Source organism: Vibrio sp. S234-5, from assembly GCF_000960595.1.
GTDB lineage: Bacteria > Pseudomonadota > Gammaproteobacteria > Enterobacterales > Vibrionaceae > Vibrio.
On record NZ_JZAM01000200.1, the window covers coordinates 64,548 to 88,942 of the forward strand.

26 protein-coding genes are annotated in these 24,395 nt (G+C 49.3%); 16 read left to right on the top strand and 10 right to left on the bottom strand.

What is annotated here, in order from left to right; translation table 11 throughout:
* The first annotated feature begins 18 nt into the window (after positions 1-18).
* From UF06_RS10640 to UF06_RS10665, 6 genes are read left to right on the top strand one after another with little or no spacing between them, the layout of a single operon-like run.
* On the top strand, positions 19-780 hold the full coding sequence (locus UF06_RS10640; protein ID WP_226972391.1) for an energy transducer TonB: 762 nt from the start codon (positions 19-21) through the stop codon (positions 778-780).
* Positions 781-782: 2 nt separating this feature from the next.
* Positions 783-1,469, top strand: coding sequence for a MotA/TolQ/ExbB proton channel family protein (locus tag UF06_RS10645; RefSeq protein WP_045570440.1), 687 nt, complete (start codon positions 783-785; stop codon positions 1,467-1,469).
* Positions 1,466-1,879: a biopolymer transporter ExbD gene (locus tag UF06_RS10650; protein ID WP_045570441.1), complete on the top strand. Its 414-nt coding sequence runs from the start codon at positions 1,466-1,468 to the stop codon at positions 1,877-1,879. Before UF06_RS10645 ends, UF06_RS10650 begins: the two co-directional genes overlap by 4 nt.
* Positions 1,880-1,891: 12 nt before the next feature.
* Positions 1,892-2,749, top strand: a complete 858-nt coding sequence (locus UF06_RS10655; RefSeq protein WP_045570442.1) for an ABC transporter substrate-binding protein — start codon at positions 1,892-1,894, stop codon at positions 2,747-2,749.
* 8 nt (positions 2,750-2,757) lie between these two features.
* The gene (locus UF06_RS10660; protein ID WP_045570443.1) at positions 2,758-3,789 is read left to right on the top strand and encodes an iron ABC transporter permease; all 1,032 of its coding nucleotides are present in this window, start codon (positions 2,758-2,760) and stop codon (positions 3,787-3,789) included.
* On the top strand, positions 3,786-4,571 hold the full coding sequence (locus tag UF06_RS10665; protein WP_045570444.1) for a heme ABC transporter ATP-binding protein: 786 nt from the start codon (positions 3,786-3,788) through the stop codon (positions 4,569-4,571). Before UF06_RS10660 ends, UF06_RS10665 begins: the two co-directional genes overlap by 4 nt.
* Positions 4,572-4,624: 53 nt before the next feature.
* On the opposite strand, the gene UF06_RS10670 is transcribed toward UF06_RS10665, so the two are convergent.
* Positions 4,625-5,083, bottom strand: a complete 459-nt coding sequence (locus tag UF06_RS10670; protein WP_039427962.1) for a TetR/AcrR family transcriptional regulator — start codon at positions 5,081-5,083, stop codon at positions 4,625-4,627.
* Positions 5,084-5,572: 489 nt separating this feature from the next.
* On the opposite strand from UF06_RS10670, the gene UF06_RS10675 reads away from it, so the two are divergent.
* Both UF06_RS10675 and UF06_RS10680 read left to right on the top strand, forming a co-directional pair.
* Positions 5,573-5,872, top strand: coding sequence for a YfcZ/YiiS family protein (locus UF06_RS10675; protein WP_039427963.1), 300 nt, complete (start codon positions 5,573-5,575; stop codon positions 5,870-5,872).
* A gap of 218 nt (positions 5,873-6,090) precedes the next feature.
* Positions 6,091-6,675, top strand: a complete 585-nt coding sequence (locus UF06_RS10680) for a hypothetical protein (protein ID WP_082069674.1) — start codon at positions 6,091-6,093, stop codon at positions 6,673-6,675.
* A 92-nt stretch (positions 6,676-6,767) separates the two neighbouring features.
* Here the strand turns inward: UF06_RS10680 and UF06_RS10685 are convergent, their stop codons facing one another.
* Positions 6,768-7,889 (bottom strand): 1-acyl-sn-glycerol-3-phosphate acyltransferase, encoded by a 1,122-nt coding sequence (locus UF06_RS10685; protein WP_045570446.1) that lies wholly within the window; start codon positions 7,887-7,889, stop codon positions 6,768-6,770.
* A 231-nt stretch (positions 7,890-8,120) separates the two neighbouring features.
* Between UF06_RS10685 and UF06_RS10690 the strand changes: the two genes are divergently transcribed.
* Positions 8,121-8,726 (top strand): AraC family ligand binding domain-containing protein, encoded by a 606-nt coding sequence (locus UF06_RS10690; RefSeq protein ID WP_045570447.1) that lies wholly within the window; start codon positions 8,121-8,123, stop codon positions 8,724-8,726.
* A gap of 84 nt (positions 8,727-8,810) precedes the next feature.
* Here the strand turns inward: UF06_RS10690 and UF06_RS10695 are convergent, their stop codons facing one another.
* On the bottom strand, positions 8,811-9,284 hold the full coding sequence (locus UF06_RS10695) for a hypothetical protein (protein ID WP_139046328.1): 474 nt from the start codon (positions 9,282-9,284) through the stop codon (positions 8,811-8,813).
* Between the two features lie 7 nt (positions 9,285-9,291).
* Positions 9,292-9,825 carry a nicotinate-nicotinamide nucleotide adenylyltransferase gene (locus tag UF06_RS10700; protein WP_045570448.1) on the bottom strand — a complete coding sequence of 178 codons (534 nt, stop codon included), beginning with the start codon at positions 9,823-9,825 and terminating at the stop codon, positions 9,292-9,294.
* A gap of 147 nt (positions 9,826-9,972) precedes the next feature.
* Between UF06_RS10700 and nadE the strand changes: the two genes are divergently transcribed.
* Complete coding sequence (nadE, locus tag UF06_RS10705; protein ID WP_045570449.1) at positions 9,973-10,803, top strand: ammonia-dependent NAD(+) synthetase; 831 nt, start codon at positions 9,973-9,975, stop codon at positions 10,801-10,803.
* A gap of 89 nt (positions 10,804-10,892) precedes the next feature.
* Here the strand turns inward: nadE and UF06_RS10710 are convergent, their stop codons facing one another.
* Entirely contained in the window at positions 10,893-12,710 is a 1,818-nt protein-coding gene (locus UF06_RS10710; RefSeq protein ID WP_045570450.1) for a hybrid-cluster NAD(P)-dependent oxidoreductase, read from the bottom strand.
* Positions 12,711-12,925: 215 nt separating this feature from the next.
* Here UF06_RS10710 and pyrC point away from each other — a divergent pair, with 215 nt between their 5' ends.
* Together pyrC and UF06_RS10720 are read left to right on the top strand one after the other, a co-directional pair.
* Positions 12,926-13,954 carry a dihydroorotase gene (pyrC, locus tag UF06_RS10715; RefSeq protein ID WP_045570451.1) on the top strand — a complete coding sequence of 343 codons (1,029 nt, stop codon included), beginning with the start codon at positions 12,926-12,928 and terminating at the stop codon, positions 13,952-13,954.
* 147 nt (positions 13,955-14,101) lie between these two features.
* Positions 14,102-15,268: a GGDEF domain-containing protein gene (locus UF06_RS10720; RefSeq protein ID WP_045570452.1), complete on the top strand. Its 1,167-nt coding sequence runs from the start codon at positions 14,102-14,104 to the stop codon at positions 15,266-15,268.
* 27 nt (positions 15,269-15,295) lie between these two features.
* Here the strand turns inward: UF06_RS10720 and UF06_RS10725 are convergent, their stop codons facing one another.
* Complete coding sequence (locus UF06_RS10725) at positions 15,296-16,207, bottom strand: DUF808 domain-containing protein (protein WP_045570453.1); 912 nt, start codon at positions 16,205-16,207, stop codon at positions 15,296-15,298.
* 168 nt (positions 16,208-16,375) lie between these two features.
* On the opposite strand from UF06_RS10725, the gene UF06_RS10730 reads away from it, so the two are divergent.
* Positions 16,376-17,293 (top strand): M14 family metallocarboxypeptidase, encoded by a 918-nt coding sequence (locus UF06_RS10730; RefSeq protein WP_045570454.1) that lies wholly within the window; start codon positions 16,376-16,378, stop codon positions 17,291-17,293.
* A 17-nt stretch (positions 17,294-17,310) separates the two neighbouring features.
* On the opposite strand, the gene UF06_RS10735 is transcribed toward UF06_RS10730, so the two are convergent.
* Positions 17,311-18,099 (bottom strand): helix-turn-helix transcriptional regulator, encoded by a 789-nt coding sequence (locus UF06_RS10735; protein WP_045570472.1) that lies wholly within the window; start codon positions 18,097-18,099, stop codon positions 17,311-17,313.
* A gap of 99 nt (positions 18,100-18,198) precedes the next feature.
* On the opposite strand from UF06_RS10735, the gene UF06_RS10740 reads away from it, so the two are divergent.
* The 3 genes from UF06_RS10740 (at position 18,199) to UF06_RS10750 (ending at position 20,101) form a co-directional block, all read left to right on the top strand.
* Positions 18,199-19,107, top strand: coding sequence for a DMT family transporter (locus UF06_RS10740; protein WP_045570455.1), 909 nt, complete (start codon positions 18,199-18,201; stop codon positions 19,105-19,107).
* 101 nt (positions 19,108-19,208) lie between these two features.
* Positions 19,209-19,694, top strand: coding sequence for an acyl-CoA thioesterase (locus UF06_RS10745; protein ID WP_045570456.1), 486 nt, complete (start codon positions 19,209-19,211; stop codon positions 19,692-19,694).
* A gap of 161 nt (positions 19,695-19,855) precedes the next feature.
* On the top strand, positions 19,856-20,101 hold the full coding sequence (locus tag UF06_RS10750) for a hypothetical protein (protein WP_039427993.1): 246 nt from the start codon (positions 19,856-19,858) through the stop codon (positions 20,099-20,101).
* Positions 20,102-20,443: 342 nt separating this feature from the next.
* On the opposite strand, the gene malG is transcribed toward UF06_RS10750, so the two are convergent.
* The 3 genes from malG to malE form a co-directional block, all read right to left on the bottom strand.
* Positions 20,444-21,334, bottom strand: coding sequence for a maltose ABC transporter permease MalG (gene malG, locus UF06_RS10755; protein ID WP_045570457.1), 891 nt, complete (start codon positions 21,332-21,334; stop codon positions 20,444-20,446).
* Between the two features lie 12 nt (positions 21,335-21,346).
* The gene (gene malF / locus UF06_RS10760) at positions 21,347-22,918 is read right to left on the bottom strand and encodes a maltose ABC transporter permease MalF (RefSeq protein WP_045570458.1); all 1,572 of its coding nucleotides are present in this window, start codon (positions 22,916-22,918) and stop codon (positions 21,347-21,349) included.
* A 75-nt stretch (positions 22,919-22,993) separates the two neighbouring features.
* Positions 22,994-24,175: a maltose/maltodextrin ABC transporter substrate-binding protein MalE gene (gene malE, locus UF06_RS10765; protein ID WP_045570459.1), complete on the bottom strand. Its 1,182-nt coding sequence runs from the start codon at positions 24,173-24,175 to the stop codon at positions 22,994-22,996.
* Positions 24,176-24,395: the final 220 nt, after the last annotated feature.

Consider the following 24,395-nt stretch of genomic DNA (forward strand, 5'->3'; position numbering starts at 1 on the left):
TTAGCTTGACTGGACAGTATGAACATTGTGAATTTACCTAGATATGTCTTCGCAGGAATGGCGTCTCTCGTGCTGCACGCTGCCATACTTTTTGTTGCAGATGAGCAGCAAGCCTTTGCTGCAACCGCTGGAAATCAATCTTCTTCCGTGGCGGTGAATCTTGTTGCGGTTAAGCCTCAGCCACCAGCAGCGAAAGTCGAGCCGCAACATCCACCCGTCGAAAAAAAACCAGTGGTCGAAGAGGCAAAAAAGCCTCAGCCAGCACCCGTTCAACGAGAAAAAGTGCACAAGCCGGTTAAGAAAGAGGCTATCAAACCGCCAGCAAAAACGCAGCCTATAAAAGCAAAACAAACGCCACCTGTGGCAACGGACAAGGCTGAAACTCAAGCAGAGCAGACAGAAGTACAGCCGAAAGAAGAAAAGCAAACCGTGGCTGAAAATCCACAACCGAGCAGTAAACCGACACCAGCGCAGAGTGCGCAAGGAGCGAGCAGTTTGCCGGTACTGGTCGACAGACCAAGTTATCTCGAAAGGCCCGTGCCACCGAAATACCCTCGTCTTGCACAAAAAAGGGGCATCGAAGGCACCGCGATGATTGAGATTTGGCTCAATGAAAAAGGCGAGCAGATCAAATCGGTGCTGATCGCCTCCAGCGGCGCAGAGATGTTGGATAACGCCGCGTTAAAAGCGACCAAAGCGTGGCGCTTCTCTCCACACGTTGAGAACGGCAGAAGAATGCCTTCTCGCATCAGAGTTCCCGTTCGTTTTTCATTGGATTAACTATGCAACATATACATCAACTACAGAGCCAACTTGGGCTAATGGCTTGGCCGCTAATCATTTGTTCGACCGTGATGGTGATGATCCTTGTCGAGCGATCCATTCAAGTCGTGCTGAGTCTTGGGGTTGGCAAACGTGCCATTCGCCGTGAGTTGCACACTATTTCGCCCACCAATAACCTGCACATTGAACAGTTGGCTGAACGCCTAGCGTCGAAGCGTCCACTGCTTTACAAAGGGGTCGCCATGTTACTGGCGCATCACGCGTTTGCGAAATCCTTGCGAGAAGATGCCGCTGGAATGTGGCTGCAAGAAAAACGCCATCAACTTCACTCTGGCTTACGTTTGCTCACTTTGATCGGCGTGCTTAGCCCTTTAATTGGCCTGCTCGGCACCGTACTGGGGCTGATTGAGATGTTTAAAGGCGTCGCTGCTTCCAGCGGTAATATCACTCCCAACGATCTCGCCGATGGTCTTGGCCTCGCAATGCGCACCACCGCCGCTGGCCTATTGATTGCCCTGCCCGCAATTGCAGGGGCGCAGCTACTTGGGCTTTGGGCAGATAGAGTGATGGCCAAACTGGAGCACACGCTCAACTACGTCAACTTGTGGCTGGAAGGCGTTGCCGTACAGCACGTTTCTCCACAAGGTCAGCGCACAGCAACCGAACTGACGACGGAGCTAAGATGATCAAAGCGCCGCCACCCGACAACTCGCATGGCTTGACACCGGATCTCACTCCGCTGCTCGACATCATCTTCATTGTGATGGTGTTTTTGATGCTAACCGCGGCTGTCAAGCTCGATTCCATTGATGTTGACTTGCCAAGCAGCGATTCCAACGCTGCCGCACCAGTCGAAAAGCAGTCGTTGACCATCAATATTTTGGCTGGGGAACCGCATTGGGCGATCAATGGCCAACGTTACATCGATTGGGACAACTTTACGCTCGCTTTAATTGAAGAAAGCAAAAACTCAGACAAACCCGTGGTGATTGGCGCAGATAAAACCGCCGACATTCAACATCTGGTGAGGCTGCTCGGATTTCTTCAAGAGAGCGGCATTAAAGCGACACAACTTCTTACCGAACCACCGCAATAAGAGATTTCATCTATGAAAAAGCAACTGACGACCATCGCTGCGAGCATCGCTCTGCTTGGCACAGTGATGGTGAGCCAAACCGCCGCCGCAGAGGAACGCCTAATCAGCGCAGGCAGCGCCGTGACTGAGCTGGTTTTTGCGCTCCACGCTGAGAAAAGTTTAGTCGGCGTCGATGTCACGAGTCATCTACCCGACTCGGTATCACTGCCCCAAATTGGGTATCACCGCAGCCTCTCCGCTGAAGGATTACTGGCTCTAAACCCAACCACCTTAGTCGGCTCCGATGAAATGGGCCCAGCGCCTGTGCTAGCACAGCTTAAATCCACCGGTGTGGATGTTAAAGTGGTCAATACCGACACTAATGTCGACGGCTTGATGCAGCGTATCGACGATATTGCTCTACTGGTTGATCGAGCCGCAGAAGCCTCTCAGTTGAAACAGATCGTTACCCAGCAAGTAGCCAAACTCAGCAGTAATCAACCGGCCGAAAGCAGCAAAAAGAAAGTGCTGTTTCTTTTGATCCACGATGGTCGTGCACCCAGCGTGGCTGGCAATGACACTACGCCGGATGCCATCATCAAGCTCGCTGGTGCCATCAACCCCGCTTCGAAACAATTAAACTCATACAAACCACTGTCAACAGAAGCCATGGTCGAAATGCAGCCCGATGTGATTTTGGTGAGCGGCCGAAGCTACGAAAAATTAGGCGGGCCGGATTCCATCATCAAGATGTTACCGCTGCTTGCAGCAACCCCTGCAGGCATCAACAAACAGATCGTCACCATTGATGGGTCAGCCCTTGTGGGTGGCTTAGGTCTAAAAAGCTTAGCAGAAGCTGAGCGTCTTAATCAGCTTCTCTATACCAACTAGTGATCACCATGTTACGCCGTCTTTCTCTTGCCCAAGTGCTGTGCTTTTTTAGCTTGCTGTTAGTTGCGACCGCCGTCTCTTCAGTGACCGTCGGGCCGATGAACATCAGCGCCAATGACACTTTCCACAGCTTACTTAATTTAGGCGACTTACCAGCGCATATCGACATCGTGATCCGCGAGATCCGCCTGCCACGCACCTTGCTCTGTATGTTGGTCGGCGCGATCCTCGCGTTGTGTGGCGTAGTAATGCAAGGCCTGTTTCGTAACCCATTAGCCGAGCCGGGCATCATCGGTGTTTCGGCCGGTGCGGCGCTCGGCGGCGCCGTGGCAATTGTCGGCCTTTCTCAAGTCAGTCAGCTATATCCGCAACTGATGAACTTGGCGATTTTGCCGCTGTTTAGCTTTCTCGGCGGTGCGGGCGCAACATGGCTTGTCTATCGTATTGGCGCGAGCAAGTTCGGTACGTCAGTCACCATCATGCTACTTGCGGGTGTCGCCATCAGTGCCATTTCTGGCGCGGTAATTGGCTATCTCAATTTTCTCGCCGACGATCAAACCTTGCGCGATCTCTCGTTATGGTCGATGGGATCTCTCGCCGCCGCCAGTTGGTCATCCATCATGCTGGCACTGGTCACTATGCTGATTCTTTATGGTTACTTTGCCCGCAAAGCGAGGCCACTCAACGCGCTGTTACTCGGAGAGGCCGAAGCGAGACACCTTGGCATTGACGTACAATCACTCAAACGAGGGTTGATCACCTTGGCGGCTGTGGGCGTCGGCGTAACGGTCAGCATTTGTGGCGCGGTCGGTTTTATCGGTTTGGTCATCCCTCATCTTGGCCGAATGCTCGCCGGGCCGGACCATCGCAAGCTGATCCCCATTTCGGCGATACTTGGCGCGTTGCTGCTGACAGCTGCCGATATGATTGCACGCATCGCGGTTGCCCCCGCAGAACTGCCTGTGGGCATCGTCACAGCGGCGATTGGCGCTCCTTTCTTCATCTATCTGTTACTGCAACAAAAAGGAAAAATGCTGTGAGTGGACATGTCGTGCTAAGTGGTCGACATCTGGAGGTCAAATTTGGCTCTCGAGTGGTGCTAAACAAAGTCGATGTTGATTTTCGAGCTGGCGAAGTGACCGCATTACTCGGGCCAAATGGCGCAGGCAAAAGTACCTTGCTCAAGCTGCTGTGCCGCGAAATTTCATCGCCGAACAAGATCGAATATTTCGGCAAAGCGGCTTCACAATGGCAGCCCGCCGAACTATCCCGCCATCTCGGTCTTTTGCCGCAGAGCAGCGCACTCACGTTTCCTTTTCTGGCACGTGAAGTGGTCGAACTGGGCGCAATTCCCTTAAGTCTGCCTCAGCATGAAGTCAGCCAACTGGCCCAAGATTACATGCAAAAGACCGATGTATTGCATCTTGCCGAAAGCGTCTACCCTTCGCTATCGGGCGGCGAAAAGCAAAGGCTCCATTTAGCGAGGGTGCTGACACAATTGCACCAAGCGGGCAAAGACAAAATCTTGATGTTGGATGAGCCGACTTCGGCACTCGATCTTGCCCACCAGCACAACACGTTGGCGATTGCACGTCAGCTGGCCAAAGAGGAAAATGCGGCCGTCATCGTGGTCTTGCACGATTTAAACCTCGCTGCACAATATTCGGATCGCTTGGTCATTTTACATCAAGGGAGAATTGCTGTAGACGCTGCGCCATGGCAAGCGTTAACGCCGCAGATAATTGAAAATGTCTATGGCTACAAAGCGCTGATAGCTCAGCACCCGACCCTGGGCTTCCCACTGGTCCATGCTGCGGCATAACGCTTAACCATGAAAATCAAAAAAGCTCCGAAATTCGGAGCTTTTTTGTTCTACTAACTTAGCTGAATCAGTGATTTACCAATCAGCCATTCCAATTCTTTCTCACTGCCTTCACCAAACTGACTGTCCACCATTTTATACAAACGATCGATGCCATTGGCGGCAAAATCATGGGCACGCTCTGCCGCCACGATGTGGTGAAACAGCAGACGGAGGATGGCACGGAATTGGTCATTTTCCAGTGCGGCTATCCAGCTATGAGAAAATTCACCCAGTCCTTTATCGAAATCAAGGTGCTCCACAAACAACTTAAAAATCCGCCCATCCAGTGCCGAGGTAAAGTCCGTTTTCTTTGGAAAATGGTGGCTTATCCCCGTACGTGAAATGCCTGTCTGTTGGCTAAGAGTGGTGTAGGACATTTTGTCGTACCCCAGTCTCAGAAGTTGGTCAACAACCGCATCCATGATTTTCTGGATAGTGATTTCGGTATCTTCTTTACTACGCTTTGGCATATTTTCAGCTCTACTCTTTGTAAATGCATCCTACTCTACGTATGGAGCAGGAATGGTCATCGCGACTAGGGATCACTGCCCTTAGACTGCATACCGAAAATAAAATTACCTACTTTTTATGACGGTACTCTGCAATAAAAGCCAGACACATGCCTAAGAGCAAATCCAAATCACAGAATATGCAACCAAATTAACAACAAATATTGTTATCAAATTGGATTTTCTATCTGCCTGGATAATCTTTTAATAGCGATAGATTATGTAAAATTTATTTATCCCGAGATACTGTAATAAAATTCTCAAAGGTGCAACTAACACGACAGGTTTACTGTACTGCTAAACGGTTAAATCAGTTCAAAAATTGACAAAGATCACGTCATCCATTAACAAAAGCTAAAATGATAAGCAGATTATACTCGCTGCGCTTCATCTGACTGGATAGAAACCGAGTGAGTCCGCTATAATCCCTTTTTTGAGTGAGGATTCGTTATGAGTATTGAGAAAGAAGAAAACGCCGTGTGTGAAGCCTGTGGCTGCGCTGGTGAGATTGGTTTCATTATTAAAGAAGGCGATGACGTTGCCGACGTCACTATTTATGCGAGTTCAAAAGAGTTGCTGGAAGCCGAATTTGCGCGTTATTTAGAATTGGCAAAGTCGGTAAATGAAAACGTTGAATTTAATACCAGCGAACTCAATTCTGAATCGACCGAATTAAAAGCGCGCTTTAAGTTTGAAGTGAGTGCAGAAAAACTGATTTTTGAATTAAAAAGTCGTTCTTTAGCGCGTTAATGCTAATTTGTTTAAATTATATGCAAACGAGTCTCTATGAGGCTCGTTTTTATATCTGGCTATTTATTAAACCAAGTTATTTCCTGACGTAATAAAGAGCAGCCTGGTCAATACATTCTAAACGCCTTGCCGCAACCTTCACCTTTTTCGCCTGAGTAGAGTACACTTATGCCTCGCTACTTATCTCAAACGAGGATGTTGTCGTGACCCGGTCTGTTCTGCTCTCTTGTTTATTGCTCTTGCCCTTGTCTCTTCAAGCGCAAGCCCTCGATCACTATCAGATCCTCAATCATCTGGATAACTACGGGAATTTAGATCTGCGAAACAAACCCTACACCTCGCTGCCAGACGGATTGAAAGTCAAAGGCAATCTCAATATCGGCAAAACAGCGATTAAAGCACTACCACGAGATCTCGATATTCAGGGCAGCTTGGATGCGCGAAACAGCACGCTCACAACCGTCTATGCCGGTACTTCAATAAAAGGCTATGCCAACTTACTCGGCAGCCAAATCAAAAACTGGCCAGCAGGGGTGAAACTTGGCGGTTACCTTAATTTGACCGATACGCCGCTGGAAAAGCTGCCCAACGGCTTGGTCGTTAAGGGCGATCTCAGCGTGATTCGCACGCCATTAACGAGCTTGCCAGAAGGGATCGTGGTAGAGGGGAATCTGTATATCGGCGGATCGGCCTTGAGCGAATTTCCCAATAAAATGACCGTTAAAGGCAACATTTTCCTCGGGGGTAACCGCATATCCAAATGGCCACAAGAGCTCAACCTTGGTGGCGCAGTGGCTCGCTAACACATGCAGTGGCGCGCTAAAACAAATAATGACGTTGATGAGAAAGTAAAAAAACAAAAGCCGACCATTTGGCCGACTTTTGTATTAAACGGTTATTTGCAATCCGGTTGTAACTGATTGTTGACCGGGTTAGCGTAGCTCGCCACCAAATAGTCTCTGGCGCCCTCTGGGAGTTGGTGCAATTTTTCGCTTAGCTGACGACGCACTGCTTGCACAATCTGCGCACTTTCTTGGCCAGCGGCCAGACGGTTGATCGGATAGACGTGGTAGTTGGCATGAATTTGACGGTCAATCTCTTGCGCTAATGCTTCTGGCGTTTCAAAAGCACCTTGGATCACATCACCAAAAGCGACATGCACTCGGCCTTTGTAGCCGACAATTCCCTGTATGATGCTTTCAATATCCTCAAACTCACCTTTCTCATAACGGCCGTGCGTCGCTTTCTCGTACAACTCTTTCGCCTTAGCGATGTCGCACGGATCGTTCTCGTATGAGATGGAAACAGGAACAATTTTTAGCGCGCTCATGTAGTCAGCAAAAGCGATTTTTTGCTTACGGCCTTCGACATGAAACATCTTTAAGATAGCGGGATCGGTAAAATCATTGCCATCTTTTGCTCGGCCCTCTTTCTGCGCGATCCAAATCGAGTTACCGCTATCAAGAGAAAACTTGATATAGGAGGAGAGCTGGCCTAGCACTTTCATCATTTCACGTGGCGCTTTGACCGAACGTTTTACGATAAAGCTCTTGTTGAGTTTCATCAGCTCCGTGGCACACGGCTTTTTCAGTAGGTTATCACCTATCGCGATACGTACCGTTTTGTGTCCGTTGGTAAATAGCCCATAGTTGACCAAAGCCGGGTCCATCGCAATATCACGATGGTTGGAGACAAACAGATAGGCACTGTTGCGGTCAAGCTTATCGAGCCCGCTGTAGGTCACCCCGTCGGTGGTGCTCTCTAAAGTATCTTCTAGATAGCGTTTCACCACTAACTGGATGGCTTCAACAGAATCCAGCGTACGCCACTTGCGCTTCAGATAGAGACGCAGAAACGGTTTTACTAGTCCTTTGAACCAAGGACTACGCTGTGGAAAACGATGTTGCAATATCGCACTGATAAATTCATCGTCTTGGATCAGGCGCTCTATTGCCGCAGGGATCTCTTCGTCATTGTAAGGACGAATCTCTGCATAAGGATCGATATGGTCAGTCATTATTCTTTTCGTGTTTTAAAAAAGCTGGCACATTCTACGCATTGTTATTCGCGCACGCAGCTACCTTAGCCATAGTTTGAGGAAGGTCATACCAGTCAAATCACAAATATGACAATTTGTTGTGTTTAGGGTTCCTCAGACACCGCCGAAAACGGCCAATATCTAGGGCAAAAGTTGGCTTTTGCCTTCAGAGACGGTAATCTTGGCGCCCCAAGATTTGAGGTACCTAAGATGAACTACGCGATCGAGTTTAAAAGCGAGCACCACCGCCACCTATTCGCCACGGCGAGAAAGCGCACTTTGAAACACCAACTAGTGATTGTGCGCGCTGGCCTTGCACTGGTGAAACTCGGTAAGCAAGAGTTCGCGGTCAAACCCGAGCAAGGATTTTGGATCCCACAAAACTGTTTAACCGCTCTGACGGTTCTGCCGCATACACAGCTAGAGCGGTGCGATCTTTCTCTTAGGCTCAAAGAAACGTTTCCAAGCAGTTCAGGCTACGTGACACTCACCCCCTTGATGAGTGCACTGTGCGACAAACTTGCCGTGACACCTGCGCACTCCGCTGCCCATAACGAATTGCTCGCCGTACTTAAACGTGAGATCACCGAACTTGATCCATCTTCTTTACCCAACCCGCTCAACGAGGCGATAAATCATTGGGAAAAAGAGAGCAAAGCCCTGCCAAGTGAGGTGTATCTAGCTTTATTGGTGCGTGAAGCGATCAAACGCCAGCAATCCGGTGTGAGTAAAGATGCGATTGTCGATGCATTGTTTGCGGGAAATCTACCGCAGTGCGATCAAGCTTGTGAAGCCATCGCTGGGCGTATTCTCTAAGCGAGAAACTGGGGGCTTTTGAAAACGACACCGCCGCGAAATCGCGGCGGTCAGTCAAAAAGTACGAAAAGAAGAGCGCACGGTTTAAAAAGGCAGTTCGATTTGCATCATCACATCCCCTTCGGATGTATCGTGCCAACGGTAATCAAAGCGCATGCGAGGGTGGCCTGCTTTTTTGTCACCAAAACCAATACTAAAAAGCACACCATGACTGCGTAACCACTCTTCTGTCGTCATACTTTGCGCCTCTTTCTGGTACTCATCAGGTAACCAGAAACCAATGCCAAAATGGTTGCTTGCTAAATTTTGACTGATTACAGGGCTATCTTCAGACTTAAGCGCCCATTCATCCCAATAATCTTTTTGTTGTGTGGTCTGTTGATCATCCAAATGCAGAATCACTGCATCGCTTTCTTGCGCATCGATGGATTGACATGCCTGATACATCTCATCTTCCAGCATCACCGAACGCTCCTCGGGAAGAACGCATGAAGCGTAAGCGTGCTGAGACAGCAGCAGATAAAAACTCGCGATGATCAGATTCTTCAACATACTCATCAGACCTCTACTCAGAAGCGGGCATTGTCTTATACAGACACTTTTCAATCAATAATTTTGTGACCGATGCAGTCGTTAGCGTATGTAAACTCTCACCATTTTCAGCCGCCCGACGAATATCGGTACTTCTTATTTTTAGCTTCTCAGGGCAAGCCATTACTGACCAGCGCTTGAGTATTTCTTGCGCTTTATGGAAGTCAGCAAACTTAAAAAAGTTATCTGGTCCGATCACAAAGGTAATATCGGCATCAGGATACTTTTCTTGAATTCTTTCTAATAGGGCAAAAGTCGTGACGCTTTGACCTGGCTGGTATAACTCTTGCTCAAATGAGGAACGCTGAATATTCGAGAGCGACAGATCCGCAATAAATGCGTCGAGCAGCTCGCACCGAGTTGGGTAATCGAGCATGGTTTTGCCCCACGCGTGGGCAATCGCTGGTTCCAACAGGACTAAGTCAAAATGGGACAGAGATTCGATCACACTTTTGTGACCCAAACTGGGGGGATTAAACGCACTCCCAAATACAGCGATTTTCAGCATAAATGGTATTTACCCGGGCTTTGGAGTTTTCTCTTCAAACGAATCGGGTATGATACTACCAGTCTTGATTATTTTGTATTACTCATCCGGATTTATACGTTCAGACGTACTTTGGATGACTTAAGCTTGCAGGAAAAGGAAACCGAAATGGAACAACTCATCCGCGATGAAATGCGTGTTCTCCCAACAATTGACCCGCATTTTGAAATTGAACGTCGCGTTTCTTTCATCAAACGAAAACTGCTTGAATCCGGGTGCAAAGCACTGGTTCTCGGTATCAGTGGCGGCGTCGATTCTACGACTTGTGGCCGTTTGGCGCAGCAAGCGGTCAACCAGTTAAATGCAGAGAGCGGCACTAACGCCTACCAATTTATCGCCGTACGCCTTCCTTATGGTGAGCAGAAAGACGAAGACGAAGCGCAGTTGGCGCTCTCTTTTATCCAGCCAACCCATTCCGTTTCCGTCAACATCAAACAGGGCGTTGACGGCTTACACGCCGCGTCACACCGAGCGCTAGAGGGAACAGGCTTGATTCCGAGCGATGCGGCCAAAGTGGACTTTGTTAAAGGTAACGTCAAAGCGCGTGCTCGCATGGTGGCGCAATACGAAATCGCCGGTTACGTTGGCGGTTTGGTTTTGGGGACTGACCATTCGGCAGAGAACATCACCGGGTTTTATACCAAATTTGGTGATGGTGCTTGCGATATGGCTCCCCTATTTGGCTTAAGTAAACGTCAGGTGCGACAACTAGCCGCAACCTTGGGCGCGCCAGAATTGCTGGTGAAAAAGACGCCAACAGCGGATTTGGAAGAACTCGCACCACAGAAGGCCGACGAAGATGCATTGAACCTGACGTACGAGCAGATTGACGATTTCCTAGAAGACAAACCCGTCAGCCAAGCAGTATCTGACCGACTGATTGCTATCTACAAAGCCACCCAACATAAACGTCAGCCTATTCCGACCATCTACGACTGAATGGATTTCTGACATGACACGATGTAAAAAGCCAGTTGCACAGCGCAACTGGCTTTTTGTTTACTGCGGATGAGAAAAGTTGCGCGACGTTAGCCGAGATGGAAAGTCACATCCGACTCTGGTACGCAGCAACACGCGAGCGCTTTACCGTCACGTTTCTCTTCCTCCGACAGCGCAGGCACGTCCGGCTGATGAACGCGCCCTGCGGTGACCGTCACTTTGCATGCGCCACAAAATCCGGCGCGGCAACTGTAGCTCATCTCCAATCCTGCATTTTCCACTTGATCAAGCAAAGGCTGCTGGTTGTTGCCGTCAAATTCGTGCTCACCGAAGCGGATGGTCACGTTTTGCAGCGGTTTATTGGTTGCAGCAGAAACCCCAAAAGCTTCTTGATGGTAATGGTTTTCAGGCAAGCCTTTTTTCAGCAATAGACTCTTAGCTTTTTGCATAAAGCCATCTGGCCCGCAAACAAACACCTGACGCGTCTCAACCGCTGGGATCTGTTTGATGTGCGATAAGCTCAGCCGTCCTTTGAGCCCGAACCAATCCACTGGCGCTTGAGTTAAGGCGATTTTCACACTCAGGCCCGGATGCTGCGCTTTCAACTGCTCTAACTCGTCACGGCACGGAATGTCTTCAACACTGCGGCACTGATGGTAAAACACCACATCGTCCATCGCTTGATGATCAGCCAGATAGCGCAGCATGGAGAGCATCGGAGTCACACCGCTTCCGGCAGAGAGCAAAAGTAACGGGCTGTGTTTATCGGTGAGTTGAAACTGACCATCGGGCGTTTGCGCACTGAGCACATCACCGACGGAAAGATGCTCTGCCAACCAGTTCGATACGCGCCCACCTTGAATACGTTTGACCGAAATAGCGTAGCGCCCAGGTCGAGATGGGCTCGACGAGAGCGTATAGCGGCGCGCAATCCGGACTCCATCAATTTCAACTTCAATCGGCAGGTGCTGGCCGGGCTGGTAGATAGGCAATTGCCCCGACTTTGGCTCCAACCAAAAAGTGATAAAATCACGCGCTATGGTCTCTTTCTCAACACAAGTCAGTTCAATGCGCACTGGCGAGTTGTCCGGGTAGAACTCTTTCTCTTTACTTTCGATCACTTCTACGCGATCGCCCGCGCGGATCATCCCTTCATTGCGCGCCACTAGGTTCTGGCCAAAAAACACGCCGCCATGTTCATTGGCTCTAAATTGCAGCAAGGTTTTCAACGGCTCTTTACTCTGGCGAAACTGACCTTTTTCTACATCCACTGTGGTCAGTACACAGCGCTCACACGGCTTGACGGCCTCAAATTCCACCTCGCCAATACGAATCCGTTTCCAGCCATCTTCGGCAAACGCATCGGTATTGCTCACCACTAAATTGGTGCGAAATTGATCCATCAGATGATGCTCAGGGCTGCGACGATTCAGTTCCGCCAAAGATGCTTCACTGATCACAAGCAAGGGATAACCATCGGCAAAACTGACGTTGTGCCCTACTTTTTCACGCACTCGGTTCGACTGTTCACCACAAAACAACAGCTCAACACGCTGCTGCAACACGTCACTAAACCAGTCATCCGCTTCATCGGTGGTGGTATAGGCAATAAACTGATCTTTCCACACCTGCGCGGGCGCTTCTTGCATTTTAAAATCGCGGTAGCGAATCGTCAGTGGTGGTTTGCCAACAGAGCTAAACACTACACCGTCAGCCACAAGCGCGGAAGAAATGGTCACCAATTGAGGATACTTGCGCGCCGTCACCATGCCGCCATCGGCGGTTGCCAGCATAAAGCGGCGGTCAAAACTCAACCCCTGCTTCTCGACCCAAGCACTGGAGAGGGACAGTCCACCGACCGATTTCACCGGAAACACGTTAATTTGTTTAAGAATAGCTTGTGACATGGGCATCGCTTCCTTGTTATTTTGCGTGGGTCACATGATAACCAATTGATATCCATGTTAAAACGTTTTTAATTTGCAGAATAGCGAACTGTAACCGCAATAAAAAAGCGAGTGAAATGACAGACGCTTTCCTATATCATCCCGTCGCCTAAACGGTAGCGTTTGCGCAAACTGTTTAGGCTCCTTTCGGATCACAACTTTTGGTGGGAGCAACAATGACAACACTTAAGATTACTCGTCCTGACGACTGGCACGTTCACCTACGCGATGGCGAGGTTTTAGCCGATACCGTTCGCGATATTAGCCGCTATAACGGTCGCGCGCTGGTGATGCCCAATACCGTTCCTCCTGTTACCACCACCGAAATGGCGCACGCTTACCGCGAGCGTATTATGGCGCACCAACCCGCGGGCCAGTTTGAACCACTGATGACGCTTTATCTCACCGACAACACCACCGCTGAAGAAATTCACAGCGCGAAGGCAAGTGGTATCGTCGTCGCGGCGAAACTCTACCCGGCTGGCGCAACGACAAACTCCGACTCTGGTGTGACCGACGTAAAGAAGATTTACCCAACGCTGCAAGCGATGCAAGACGCCGGTATGCTGCTGCTGGTACACGGCGAAGTGACTCATCACGATGTCGACATTTTCGACCGCGAAAAGACTTTCCTTGAAACGGTTTTAGCACCGATTGTGAAGGACTTCCCGGGTCTAAAAATCATTTTAGAGCACATCACCACCTCAGACGCGGTCGACTTTGTCAACCAAGCGGGTGACAACGTGGCGGCAACCATTACCGCTCATCACTTGCTTTACAACCGCAATCACATGCTGGTTGGTGGCATCAAACCGCATTTTTACTGCTTGCCAGTACTAAAACGCAACACTCACCAGTTAGCGCTACGCAAAGCGGCCACCAGCGGCAGCAAAAAGTTTTTCCTAGGGACCGATTCGGCTCCGCACGCTAAAGGGGCGAAAGAGTCCGCGTGTGGCTGCGCCGGCTCTTACACTGCGCACGCTGCACTTGAGCTCTATGCTGAAGTGTTTGAACAAGAGGGAAAACTGGAGAACCTAGAAGCGTTCGCGAGTCACAACGGCGCCGATTTCTACGCGTTACCACGCAATGCAGACACCGTTACCCTCACCAAACAAGCGTGGTCCGTACCAGCTTCCATGCCATTTGGCGGTGACGAGGTAGTGCCTATCCGTGCTAATGAACAGATAGAATGGACCGTACAATAATCGGTTTATAGCGAAAATCGCAATAAGGCTGCTGATTTTAGCGGCTTTTTTATTCCTTTCACATTTCATCATCTACGCTTATAAATGATACTCAGAGCGGCAACCCAACCGTCTCTAGCAACGTACAACCATGATTGACGGCGCGATATGCATCTAGATTTAGATATAAGAACTTTGTCCATTGTTTCCGTATTGGTCTCAACCGCCTACGGTATTGGCATGCTTATGCTAAAAGCGATTCAAACGACTCATATTCGCGGGTTACAAACGCTCGTCTTCGCTATCTTTTTGATTGCATTTGGCTTTATGGCGCTCAGTTTGGGCAATTCAACCACTTTCTGGCTATCAAAAATTCTCGCCAATAGTGCCATAGGTTTGGGATATGCCTTAGTCGTCACCGGACTCAGTCAGTTCCGCCAAGCCTCATCCAACAGCACCACCATCGCGTTGGCAGGCTTTCCTGTGCTGGTGCTGTATCTGATTTTTTACTCTGAATTCCAAATGTCGACCAACGCGAGAATCATTGTGTTGAGTGTGTACATTTCTCTTTGTTGCGCGCTCAGCGCCTACGTTGTCGCTCGCGGGGAAGCGAAAGACCACCCCATCGCGGTGCGACTACTTTCAGCCGCCTTTTCGCTGATGTCACTGTGGATGCTATTTCGCGCCGTGTTCACCTATCAAAGTGCAGAAATAGATGACTTTATGCTCGCGAGTGATATTCACCAAATCACTTTTCTGCTCTCAATTGCGATGATTTTAACGCTTGGTTTTACCTTCCCTCTGATGGTCAACGCACGCTTGGTCACCAACATCTATAATACCTCGCTGCTTGATCCTCTCACCAACCTCTACAATCGACGAGCGATGGAAGATATGCTTCCCCGAGAGCTTTCGCGAGTAGAAAGGACCCATTCTGAGCTATCGATCATTTTGCTGGATATAGACTACTTCAAACAAGTCAATGACAAATATGGCCACCAAGTCGGGGATGTCACTTTGGCTGGGATCGGACAACTGCTCAACACACATTTGCGCGGGCAGGATTTGTCATTTCGTATCGGTGGCGAAGAGTTTTTGATTCTACTGCCGGATACAAATTTAGACAGCGCATTAGTGGTCGCGGAGAAGCTAAGACAAATCATGTCCGAAACACAGTTCTCCCCAAAACAGCAAGAGCCTTGCACCGCCAGTTTTGGCGTCGCGCAACTGCTGCAACACGACGAGTGGGATAGTTTGCTCAATCGAGCTGATGCGGCCTTATATCTGGCAAAACGCAAAGGCCGCAATCGAGTCTGTTTGGTGTCCGATATTTAACCCGCTGGATAACAAACTGGCTGATTATCAAGCGAACTTAGCGCGAGCCTTTTGTACACAAGTGACAATCGCCACCACGAGTAGCCCCGCGAGCACCCCAATCATACCGTTAAGTAGCACCGGGAGCAGCGCATTGGCCAAGGTGTATGCCGAGAAATTCATTAACACGGGTTCAATCAAGTGATGAATAGCCGGAACGTTGTGCACCACGATGCCTCCACCGACGAGGAACATGGCGGCAGTTCCCACTATTGTTAACCCTTTCATCAGCTTAGGTGCAAAGCGAATCAAGCCCTGACCCAGCGTATTACCAATTCCCTTGCCGTGCGAGCGGCGTTCGAGATAAAAGCCAAGATCATCGAGTTTGACAATCGCTGCAACAAGGCCATAGACACCGATGGTCATGACAAAAGCGATCAAACTCACCACTAATATTTGCGCGGTGGTAGTTTGGCCTTGCACTGTCCCCAGTGCTATCACGATAATTTCCGCCGAGAGGATAAAATCGGTTCGTACCGCCCCTGCAATTTTCTGTTTTTCATAAGCTGCAATGTCGGTAATCGCTTGCTCAGTTCCGCTCTCCTTATCTTCCGATGGTTCGGCGTGATGCCACTTTTCAAGGATTTTCTCCGCGCCTTCAAAGCAGAGAAACAGGCCACCGAGCAGAAGCAGCGGCATGATTAACCAAGGGACGAAAGCGCTGATCAGTAGCGCTGCGGGCACTAGGATACATTTGTTTCTAAACGAGCCCTTGGCAACCGCCCAGACAACGGGAATTTCCCGCTCTGCGCTCACCCCCGACACTTGCTGGGCATTGAGAGCCAAATCATCCCCTAGCACACCTGCGGTCTTCTTCGCTGCCACTTTAGACATGACGGCCACATCATCCAACACGGATGCAATGTCATCCAATAAGGTTAATAAACTCGCCCCTGCCATTTTATTGTCTCGTTGTATAAATTACTGTATTTCAAAATGTAACAGCGGCCTCGACTCTTGCAAAGCGATTATTCTGCGCGCTATGCAACATCTTCGACGCGGTTGTTTTCAGCTTAGAGTCGATCTACCCTTGGCTCTTCATCCACAGGTACGCCTAAAGGGAATGCCATGCAAACAAGACAAACTTACCCAATCGGAACACCGGGACAAAAATGGGGAGAAGAGGAGCGCCTGGCTTGGCGAGCTCAAACTCACATTCAACGTGAATACCAAAGTGAAGTGGTGCCAAAGATTCAAGCCTTGGCCGAGCAGTTTGACATCGCGCAATATGGCGCGCTCTCTTACGATCCCGCGCGTTATCCGCTGTTTTGCCTCAAGAGCAAACGTTGGGACAAAACAAAGCCAACGGTACTGATTACCGGGGGTGTACACGGCTATGAGACAAGCGGTGTGCATGGCGCTTTGCAGTTTATGGCAACCGAGGGCAAACGCTATGAATCTCACTTCAATCTGGTGTGTGCACCTTGTGTCAGCCCTTGGGGCTATGAAGTGATCAACCGTTGGAACCCCAACGCACTCGATCCGAATCGCTCTTTCTATCCAAACAGCCCAGCGGAAGAATCCGCTCATTTGCTCAGTTTGGTCGCACAGTTAAGCGACGTGCTGGTGCATTTCGATCTGCATGAAACAACCGACAGCGACGAAAGCGAATTTCGCCCAGCGCTAGCAGCACGTGATGGCCAAGAATTTGAACCCGGCAACATTCCGGATGGTTTTTACACCGTCGGCGACAGCGAAAATCCGCAGCCAGAATTTCAAGCAGCGGTCATTGCTTGCGTGGCGAAAGTGACGCACATTGCGCCAGCGGATGAAAATGGCGAGATCATTGGCTCTAGCGTGGTGCAACATGGCGTGATCAACTACCCAATGGCGAAACTGGGGCTTTGCGGCGGCATCACGCAATGCCGTTTTGGCACCACCACGGAAGTCTATCCTGACAGCCCTAAAGTCACCGCCCAAGAGTGCAACGACGCACAAGTGGCAGCGATTGTCGGCGGTTTGGATTACGTGATCAGCACGCTTTAGATTCAAACTCCGCTTGGTTACAGCAAACGGCTTTTATACTGCTCCGGGGTTAGCCCGGAGTATTTTTTAAACATCGAAATGAATGGGCTCGCCTGATTGTAACCCAGTGTCAGCGCCACCTCTTTTACCGTTTGCCCTTTGCGCAACAGTTCCATCGAGTAGAGGTAACGCACACGCAGCCGCCACTCGGTAAAACTCATCCCTAATTCACTCTGACAATGCCGCGCGAGTGTGCGCTCTGTGGTGTGTACGCGCTCTGCCCAAGCAGAAAGCGGCGTGTTGTCGGTCGGATTTTCCTCCACGTGCGCCAGCACAGGCGCCAGATATTTATTGTTCGACGAGGGCAAAAAGTGGTGTTCGGTTTTTTGCGTCGCAAGCTGATCGAGCAATACCTGCACTAAACGTTTGTCGGCATCACTTTGCGCCACACTGATATCACGAGCGCGAAAATCTTCAATGATCGCCGACACAATGGGCGTAATCTTGATCAAACTGGTTTTGGCGGGAAATTGCTCAGTCAAACTGCTGGAGATATTCATTGAGCAGTATTCAAGCGGGCGGCGATTGTAACTCTTGTGTGTCACGGCCGGAGGCACCCAAATAGCCAAATGCGGCGGCGCAAGAAAACGGGTACCTTGCGCTTCCATTTCCAGAATGCCGCCACTGATCAGTTGCACTTGCCCCCACGGATGACTGTGCGCACGCGTCTCGGTATTGGACAGAAACGCCTCAAAATTCATGAATACGTCGGATGGTGCCCGCTCTATCGATAAAGAAGGATGAAGGTTTCGCGTCTTTTTTTTCAAACTTGTCTTCCTGTCACGCGCAATGTCTGATTGGAGATACATATAATTATACAGACCTGCCAAACTCTATTTCAACTTACATAGTGCGAGCAGGATCTCATGGTGTATCTTCTTCCGTTATTCACAGTATTCATCTGGGGTGGCAATTCGATTGTCAATAAACTCGCTGCTTCCACCATCGAACCCAGTGCGATGAGCTTCTACCGCTGGTTTGTGGCGATGGTGATTTTAACGCCATTTTGTCTGCCGGGAGTCATTCGCCAGTGGGCGACCATCAAGCCTCACCTCACTAAACTGACGTTTCTGGCAATGTTAGGGATGGTGCTCAATCAGTCGCTCGGTTACTACGCCGGGCTCACCACATCGGCATCGAATATGTCCCTCATTACCTCGCTGGTGCCGCTGCTGAGCGTATTTTTGAGTTTGCCCTTGCTTGGCAAAAAGATTTCACCACTGAGTCTGGTTGGCGGAGTCGTCTCGCTGGCAGGCTTAGCGCTGATGCTCGGCGAAGGCGACCCAAGCTACTTTTTCCACCAACCGATCACACCGGGAGATGGTTTGATGGTACTTGCCGCTATCGTCTACGCTGCCTATTGCGTGCTGCTCAAGCGCTGGAAAATGCCGATGTCCAACTGGACACTGATTTACATGCAAGGCCTGTTTGCCGTGGCCATGCTCACGCCGCTTTGGCTGACCAGTGAACAGTTGCAACCGTCACCCGCTGCGTTCCCGCTGATTTTGTACGCTGGCGTTGCAGCGTCGATTCTCGCACCTTGGATGTGGGTCAAAGCCATCGACACCATCGGAGCTGACTCTAGTGCGATGTTTATGAATCTGCTTCCGGTGGTTTCCGTCACATTGGCGACCACCTTGTTGGATGAACAGATCTATATCTACCATTTCACGGGGGGGGTGATGGTGGTCAGCGGCGTCATTCTGTCGCAGATGAAACGGCGTAAAAAAAGTATCCCCGGGTCGGCAGAAGTCTCCACTGCCAGTATCTCTTAGCCCAAAAATCACTCTTTTGCGCCACACAAGTTAAACTGATTGCCAATAAGTAACATCTTTGTTATCTAGTGTCTGGTATTTTGCCAACAAAGGATTGCTCTATGAGTCGTGGTCAACGCAATATTACTCTTCGTTTTCTCGCTGAACCGGGCGACGTCAACTTCGGTGGCAAAGTCCACGGCGGCGCCGTCATGAAATGGATCGATTTGGCCGCTTACGCCTGTTCTGCCGCTTGGAGTGGTAAGTATTGCATTACAGCCTACGCCGGGGGAATTCGTTTTGTGGCCCCGATCCACGTCGGCAATCTGGTCGAAGTCAGCGCAAAAGTGATCTACACCGGCACAACGTCAATGCACATTGCCATCGACGTGCAAGCCAGCGATCCTAAAGATCTGAAAAATCGCTTAACCACTCACTGTATTGTGATCATGGTTGCCGTCGACGAAGAAGGGGTACCGACGCCTATTCAAAAGTGGGTGCCAGAAACCGATGAAGACAAAGCGCTGGAACAATCTGCGATTAGGTTGATGAACATGCGCAAAGAGATCGGTGAAGAGATGGAAGCACACGTTAAATATCTCAAATAACGTATTCCGTAAGCTCTGCGCGCCTCTGTCGTGCAGAGCCTGCTCCCAACTACTACGAGTACACTGCTCTTGTTACATCATCCTGAAACCAATCTGTCATCAATTCTTCATTCATCTTTGCTCTAATCGCAATATTCCAACGACCAGCACAGGCTCATCAATTGAAACTTCAGGAAACGACACTGAGTGAAACTACCCTTTCCAATCTAAAATCCGTCGAATACCAGTGGGTTCGAACCATGTATGTGGAAGGTTATAACAATGATGAGATCAACCACTACATTCGCACTTGCTTTGGCGGCGACTCTACGTTTGCCGATCTGTTTCGCAAAGTCGCTCTGCAACAAGAAAGCCTTTATACCTTGCTGCAATACTTAGGCTGCGCCCCTTCCAGCCGAGAGTTTTAGCCCTTCTTTTCCCTTCCTTTCAGGCTAGCGGTTATTTTTGTGAACTGATACGCATCAGGTACGCATGTATCTGGGCGAAGTCTCGCTAAATGGGTAGTCTTCTCACGTCTGAAACATAATTTACAGATATAAAAAAGCCTGAGTCTAGACTCAGGCATCCGGTTACAAAAACTGTTAGTTTTTAAGCGTAAGGAACAAAGCTAACAGCCAGCTATGCGTAACGCCAGAAATGCCTTTGCTACTGATCGGCGGCCAAACCAAGAGTGTAGACAAAGAACAAATAAATGAGCGACCTGTTACGGTCGCTCTTATTCTTATACTTTCCAGTTAATGCCTTAGCGATTAACCTTTCACACCACCGGCAGTTAAACCACCAACCAGCCAGCGCTGTGCGAGTAAGAAAACGATCGTGATTGGCAGTGCAGACAACACAGCAGCAGCGGCAAAGTCGCCCCATAAGTAGTTCTGTGGGTATAAGTACTGCTGCATTCCAACCGCTAATGTGTACGAGTTTACATCAGAAAGCAGTAATGATGCCACAGGAACTTCACCTACTACACCGATAAACGACAGAATAAACACCACCGCAAGGATTGGCACAGACAACGGCAGAAGCACCAAACGGAATGCTTGCCAAGGTGTCGCACCATCTAACGCCGCCGCTTCTTCCAGCGAGTTATCAATGGTTTCAAAGTATCCTTTGATCGTCCAAACATGCAACGCAATCCCGCCTAAGTAAGAGAATATCAAACCGCCGTGCGTATTCAGACCAAGGAAAGGAATGTACTGACCTAGTTTGTCGAACAGAGCATAAAGTGCTACCAGAGCCAACACCGCTGGGAACATTTGGAAAATCATCATCGCTTTTAGGATGGTGTCTTTACCTTTAAAGCGCAGACGCGCAAACGCATAAGCCGATGTGGTAGAGAGGGTCACAATCAGCACCGATGTGATGCCTGCTACTTTCACCGAGTTCCATAGCCAAGTAAGTACTGGGAATGGCGGAGGCGTAACACTACCATCCGCGTTGGTCACGGCAAAGCCGAGTGCCAATTTCCAGTGCTCCAGTGATGGGTTATCTGGGATCAAGCTGCCTGTTGCAAAGTTACCCTCACGGAATGAGATCGCGACGATCATCAACAGTGGGAAGATAATCATTGAGAGGAAAACCCACAGAGCAATATGCGTCGCCCAGACACGGTATTTAAGAGAGTTACCTTGTACCATTGCCATTTTTACTGCTCCTTAGTTCTGAGATAGCTTAGTGAAACGCAAGTTAAGCAGTGCTAATGCGCCAACCAGTAAGAAAATCAACGTTGCGATGGCACTCGCCAAACCGAAGTCTTGACCGCCGCCGCCTTCAAACGCGATGCGGTAGGTGTAGCTAACCAAGAGGTCAGTGTAACCTGCAGGTTCTGAAGTACCGATCATGTTCGGGCCACCAGAGGTCAATAGCTGAATCATCACAAAGTTGTTGAAGTTAAACGCGAAGCTGGCAATCAGCAGTGGCGTTAACGGTTTGATCATCAGTGGCAATGTTACGCGAGTGAAGTTATGCACAAAGTTCGCCCCGTCAATCGCAGACGCTTCGTAGAGATCTTCAGGAATCGCTTTAAGTAGGCCCATACACAGGATCATCATGTAAGGGAAGCCAAGCCAAGTGTTGACGATTAACACCATGCTTTTCGCCATGATCGGATCTGAGAACCAACTTGGGCTGATACCGAACAGCGCGTTCAGTACCATGTTGATCTCACCAAAGCTTTGGTTAAACAAACCTTTAAAGATCAAGATGGAGATAAACGCAGGTACAGCGTAAGGCAGAATGAGCAGAACGCGATAAATTGCACGACCTTTCAGCTCTTCCCACTGCACCACGCTAGCCAAGACTAGGCCAATCATCAGAGTCAGAACGACGGTCAGAATTGAGAAAACCACGGTCCAGATAAAGATGCTGATGAAAGGTTCTTTAATGCCATCGTCTTTCCATACACGCTCAAAGTTATCGGTGCCGATTTGCACTACAAAGCCCGGAGAAACGGTACTGCCAACAAACTCGCCTTGCTCGTTGATCGCTTGGTAGAAACCAACATCCATATTCGGTTTAAGCAGCTCGCCCGTTTGGTTGTTTTTCAGTGTCTCACCATCGGCTTGCATGGTGTACAGCGGCACAACCCCAGCAAACTTGCGCAGACCACTCATGCGGATCTCTTCACCGCCAGGGAGATGTAGTTCAATACTGTTCAGTGCGCTACGATTACTCACGATGGTTTTGATCGGCTCAACTTCGCCAATCGTCCTTTCCACTGGCGTCAGACTCAGTTCAGAAGGCGCAGCGCCCATCGCGAAATCGTCCGTTGAAAGTGACACGTCACCATCTTTAATCACAATGCGATAACCTGCATCGGTTTTGTATAGGGTGAATGGATAACTTTCACCGCTTTGGAAGGTGCGATCGAGTAAAACGGTTTGCGCGCGGTCCAAAGAGAGTTGATTTTTAGCACTGTAGTTGGTAAACGCGAGACCGACGGTATACGCCAACGGGAAAAGAATGAACAAAATCATTCCGGCGATACCTGGATAAATGTAGCGGTGTGCGTACGTCTTTTTACTACCAAAAATATACAATGCTAACGCAGTAAGAATGATAGTGAGTATTGCGAACGCAACCTCACCTCGGGAATACATCAGAATTGTTGCGTATCCGTTAAGAATGCCGATGGTGCCAAGAAGTGCCCACTTGATAAGCACTTTTTTACTGCCCGGCACACTGGTTGCTGGAGCTGTCATAGCATCTGTACCTTGAACTGACTGCATAGGAAACCTGCTAGCGATATAAAAACATAAAAGAGAGAAAAGTGAGGAGGAGTTACCCCCTCCTCAAAAGAGCATTTATTTAGTCATTTGTTTTTCTGCGTCAGCCAGTGCTGCATCCACAGTTTGACGACCATCAACGACGTTGACGATAGAGTTCTTCGCCGCGCCCCAGAATGCACTCATCTGAGGGATGTTTGGCATGATTTCGCCGTTCATTGCGTTGTCCATGGTCGCAGCGATACGAGCATCTGCATCCAGTTCACGTTGGAAAGAGTTCAGCGCAACCGCACCTAGTGGTTTATCGTTGTTCACCATACGTAGACCATCGTTGGTTAGCAGGTAGTTTTCGATAAACTCAACCGCTAGGTCTTTGTTTGGCGATGCAGTTGAGATACCAGCGGTCAGAACGCCAACGAACGGTTTAGAGGACTGGCCGTTGAATTTCGGCAAAGTGGTGACACCGTAGTTGATGCCCGATTTCTCAACGTTACCCCAAGACCAAGGACCGTTGATGGTCATGGCTGTTTTACCTTGGTTAAACGCAGATTCAGACACTGAGTAATCCATATCCGCAGAGATAACGCCTTTCTCAACCAGTGATTTGACGAACTTCATCGCATCTTTCACGCCATCTTTTGCGATGCCTGCGTCTTTCACATCGTAACCTTCAGAGGTGTACTTGAACGCGTAACCGCCATCAGCAGCCATCAGCGGCCAAGTGAAGTACGGTTCTTTTAGGTTCCACATGATGGCTGATTTGCCTTGTTTTTTCAGTTTCGCGTCCAGCGCTTCGACTTCTTCCCAGCTCTTAGGTGGGTTTGGCACCAAATCTTTGTTGTAGATAAGCGACAATGCTTCAACCGCCACTGGGTAACCAATCAGTTTGCCGTCGTATTTCACTGCATCCCATGCGAAATCAACGATGCCTTCTTTGATTTTTTGCGAAGGTTTGATTTCAACCAGAAGACCCGCTTCTGCATAACCGCCAAAACGGTCGTGCGCCCAAAATACGATATCAGGACCATCGCCAGTCGCTGCCGTTTGTGGGAACTTATCCTGCAGGCCGTCTGGGTGTGCGACGGTCACTTTAATGCCCGTTTCCGCTTCAAATTTCTTACCAACTTCCGCAAGGCCGTTGTAGCCTTTGTCACCGTTGATCCAAATTGTCAGTTGTCCTTCTTCGATGGCAGCATTCGCACCAAAAGAACCCAGTGCAACAAGAGTACCTAGTGCTACAGCGCTTAGAGCATTTTTCATGTTCGTATCCTTTTTATATTTTGATGTAGGGCCACTCCACAGAGGGTGAGCCGTATTTCGACATGTATCATCTGAAAAATACCTCTATGACTCATCCTCCTATCCTCTACGCCCTCGATATTATGGCGCATTTTCGTGATCTGCATCGTTACCGTACCGCGACCTAAATCACAAAATGGTTACTTGATGTGATCGAATTCATATTTGCAGCATTGATTAT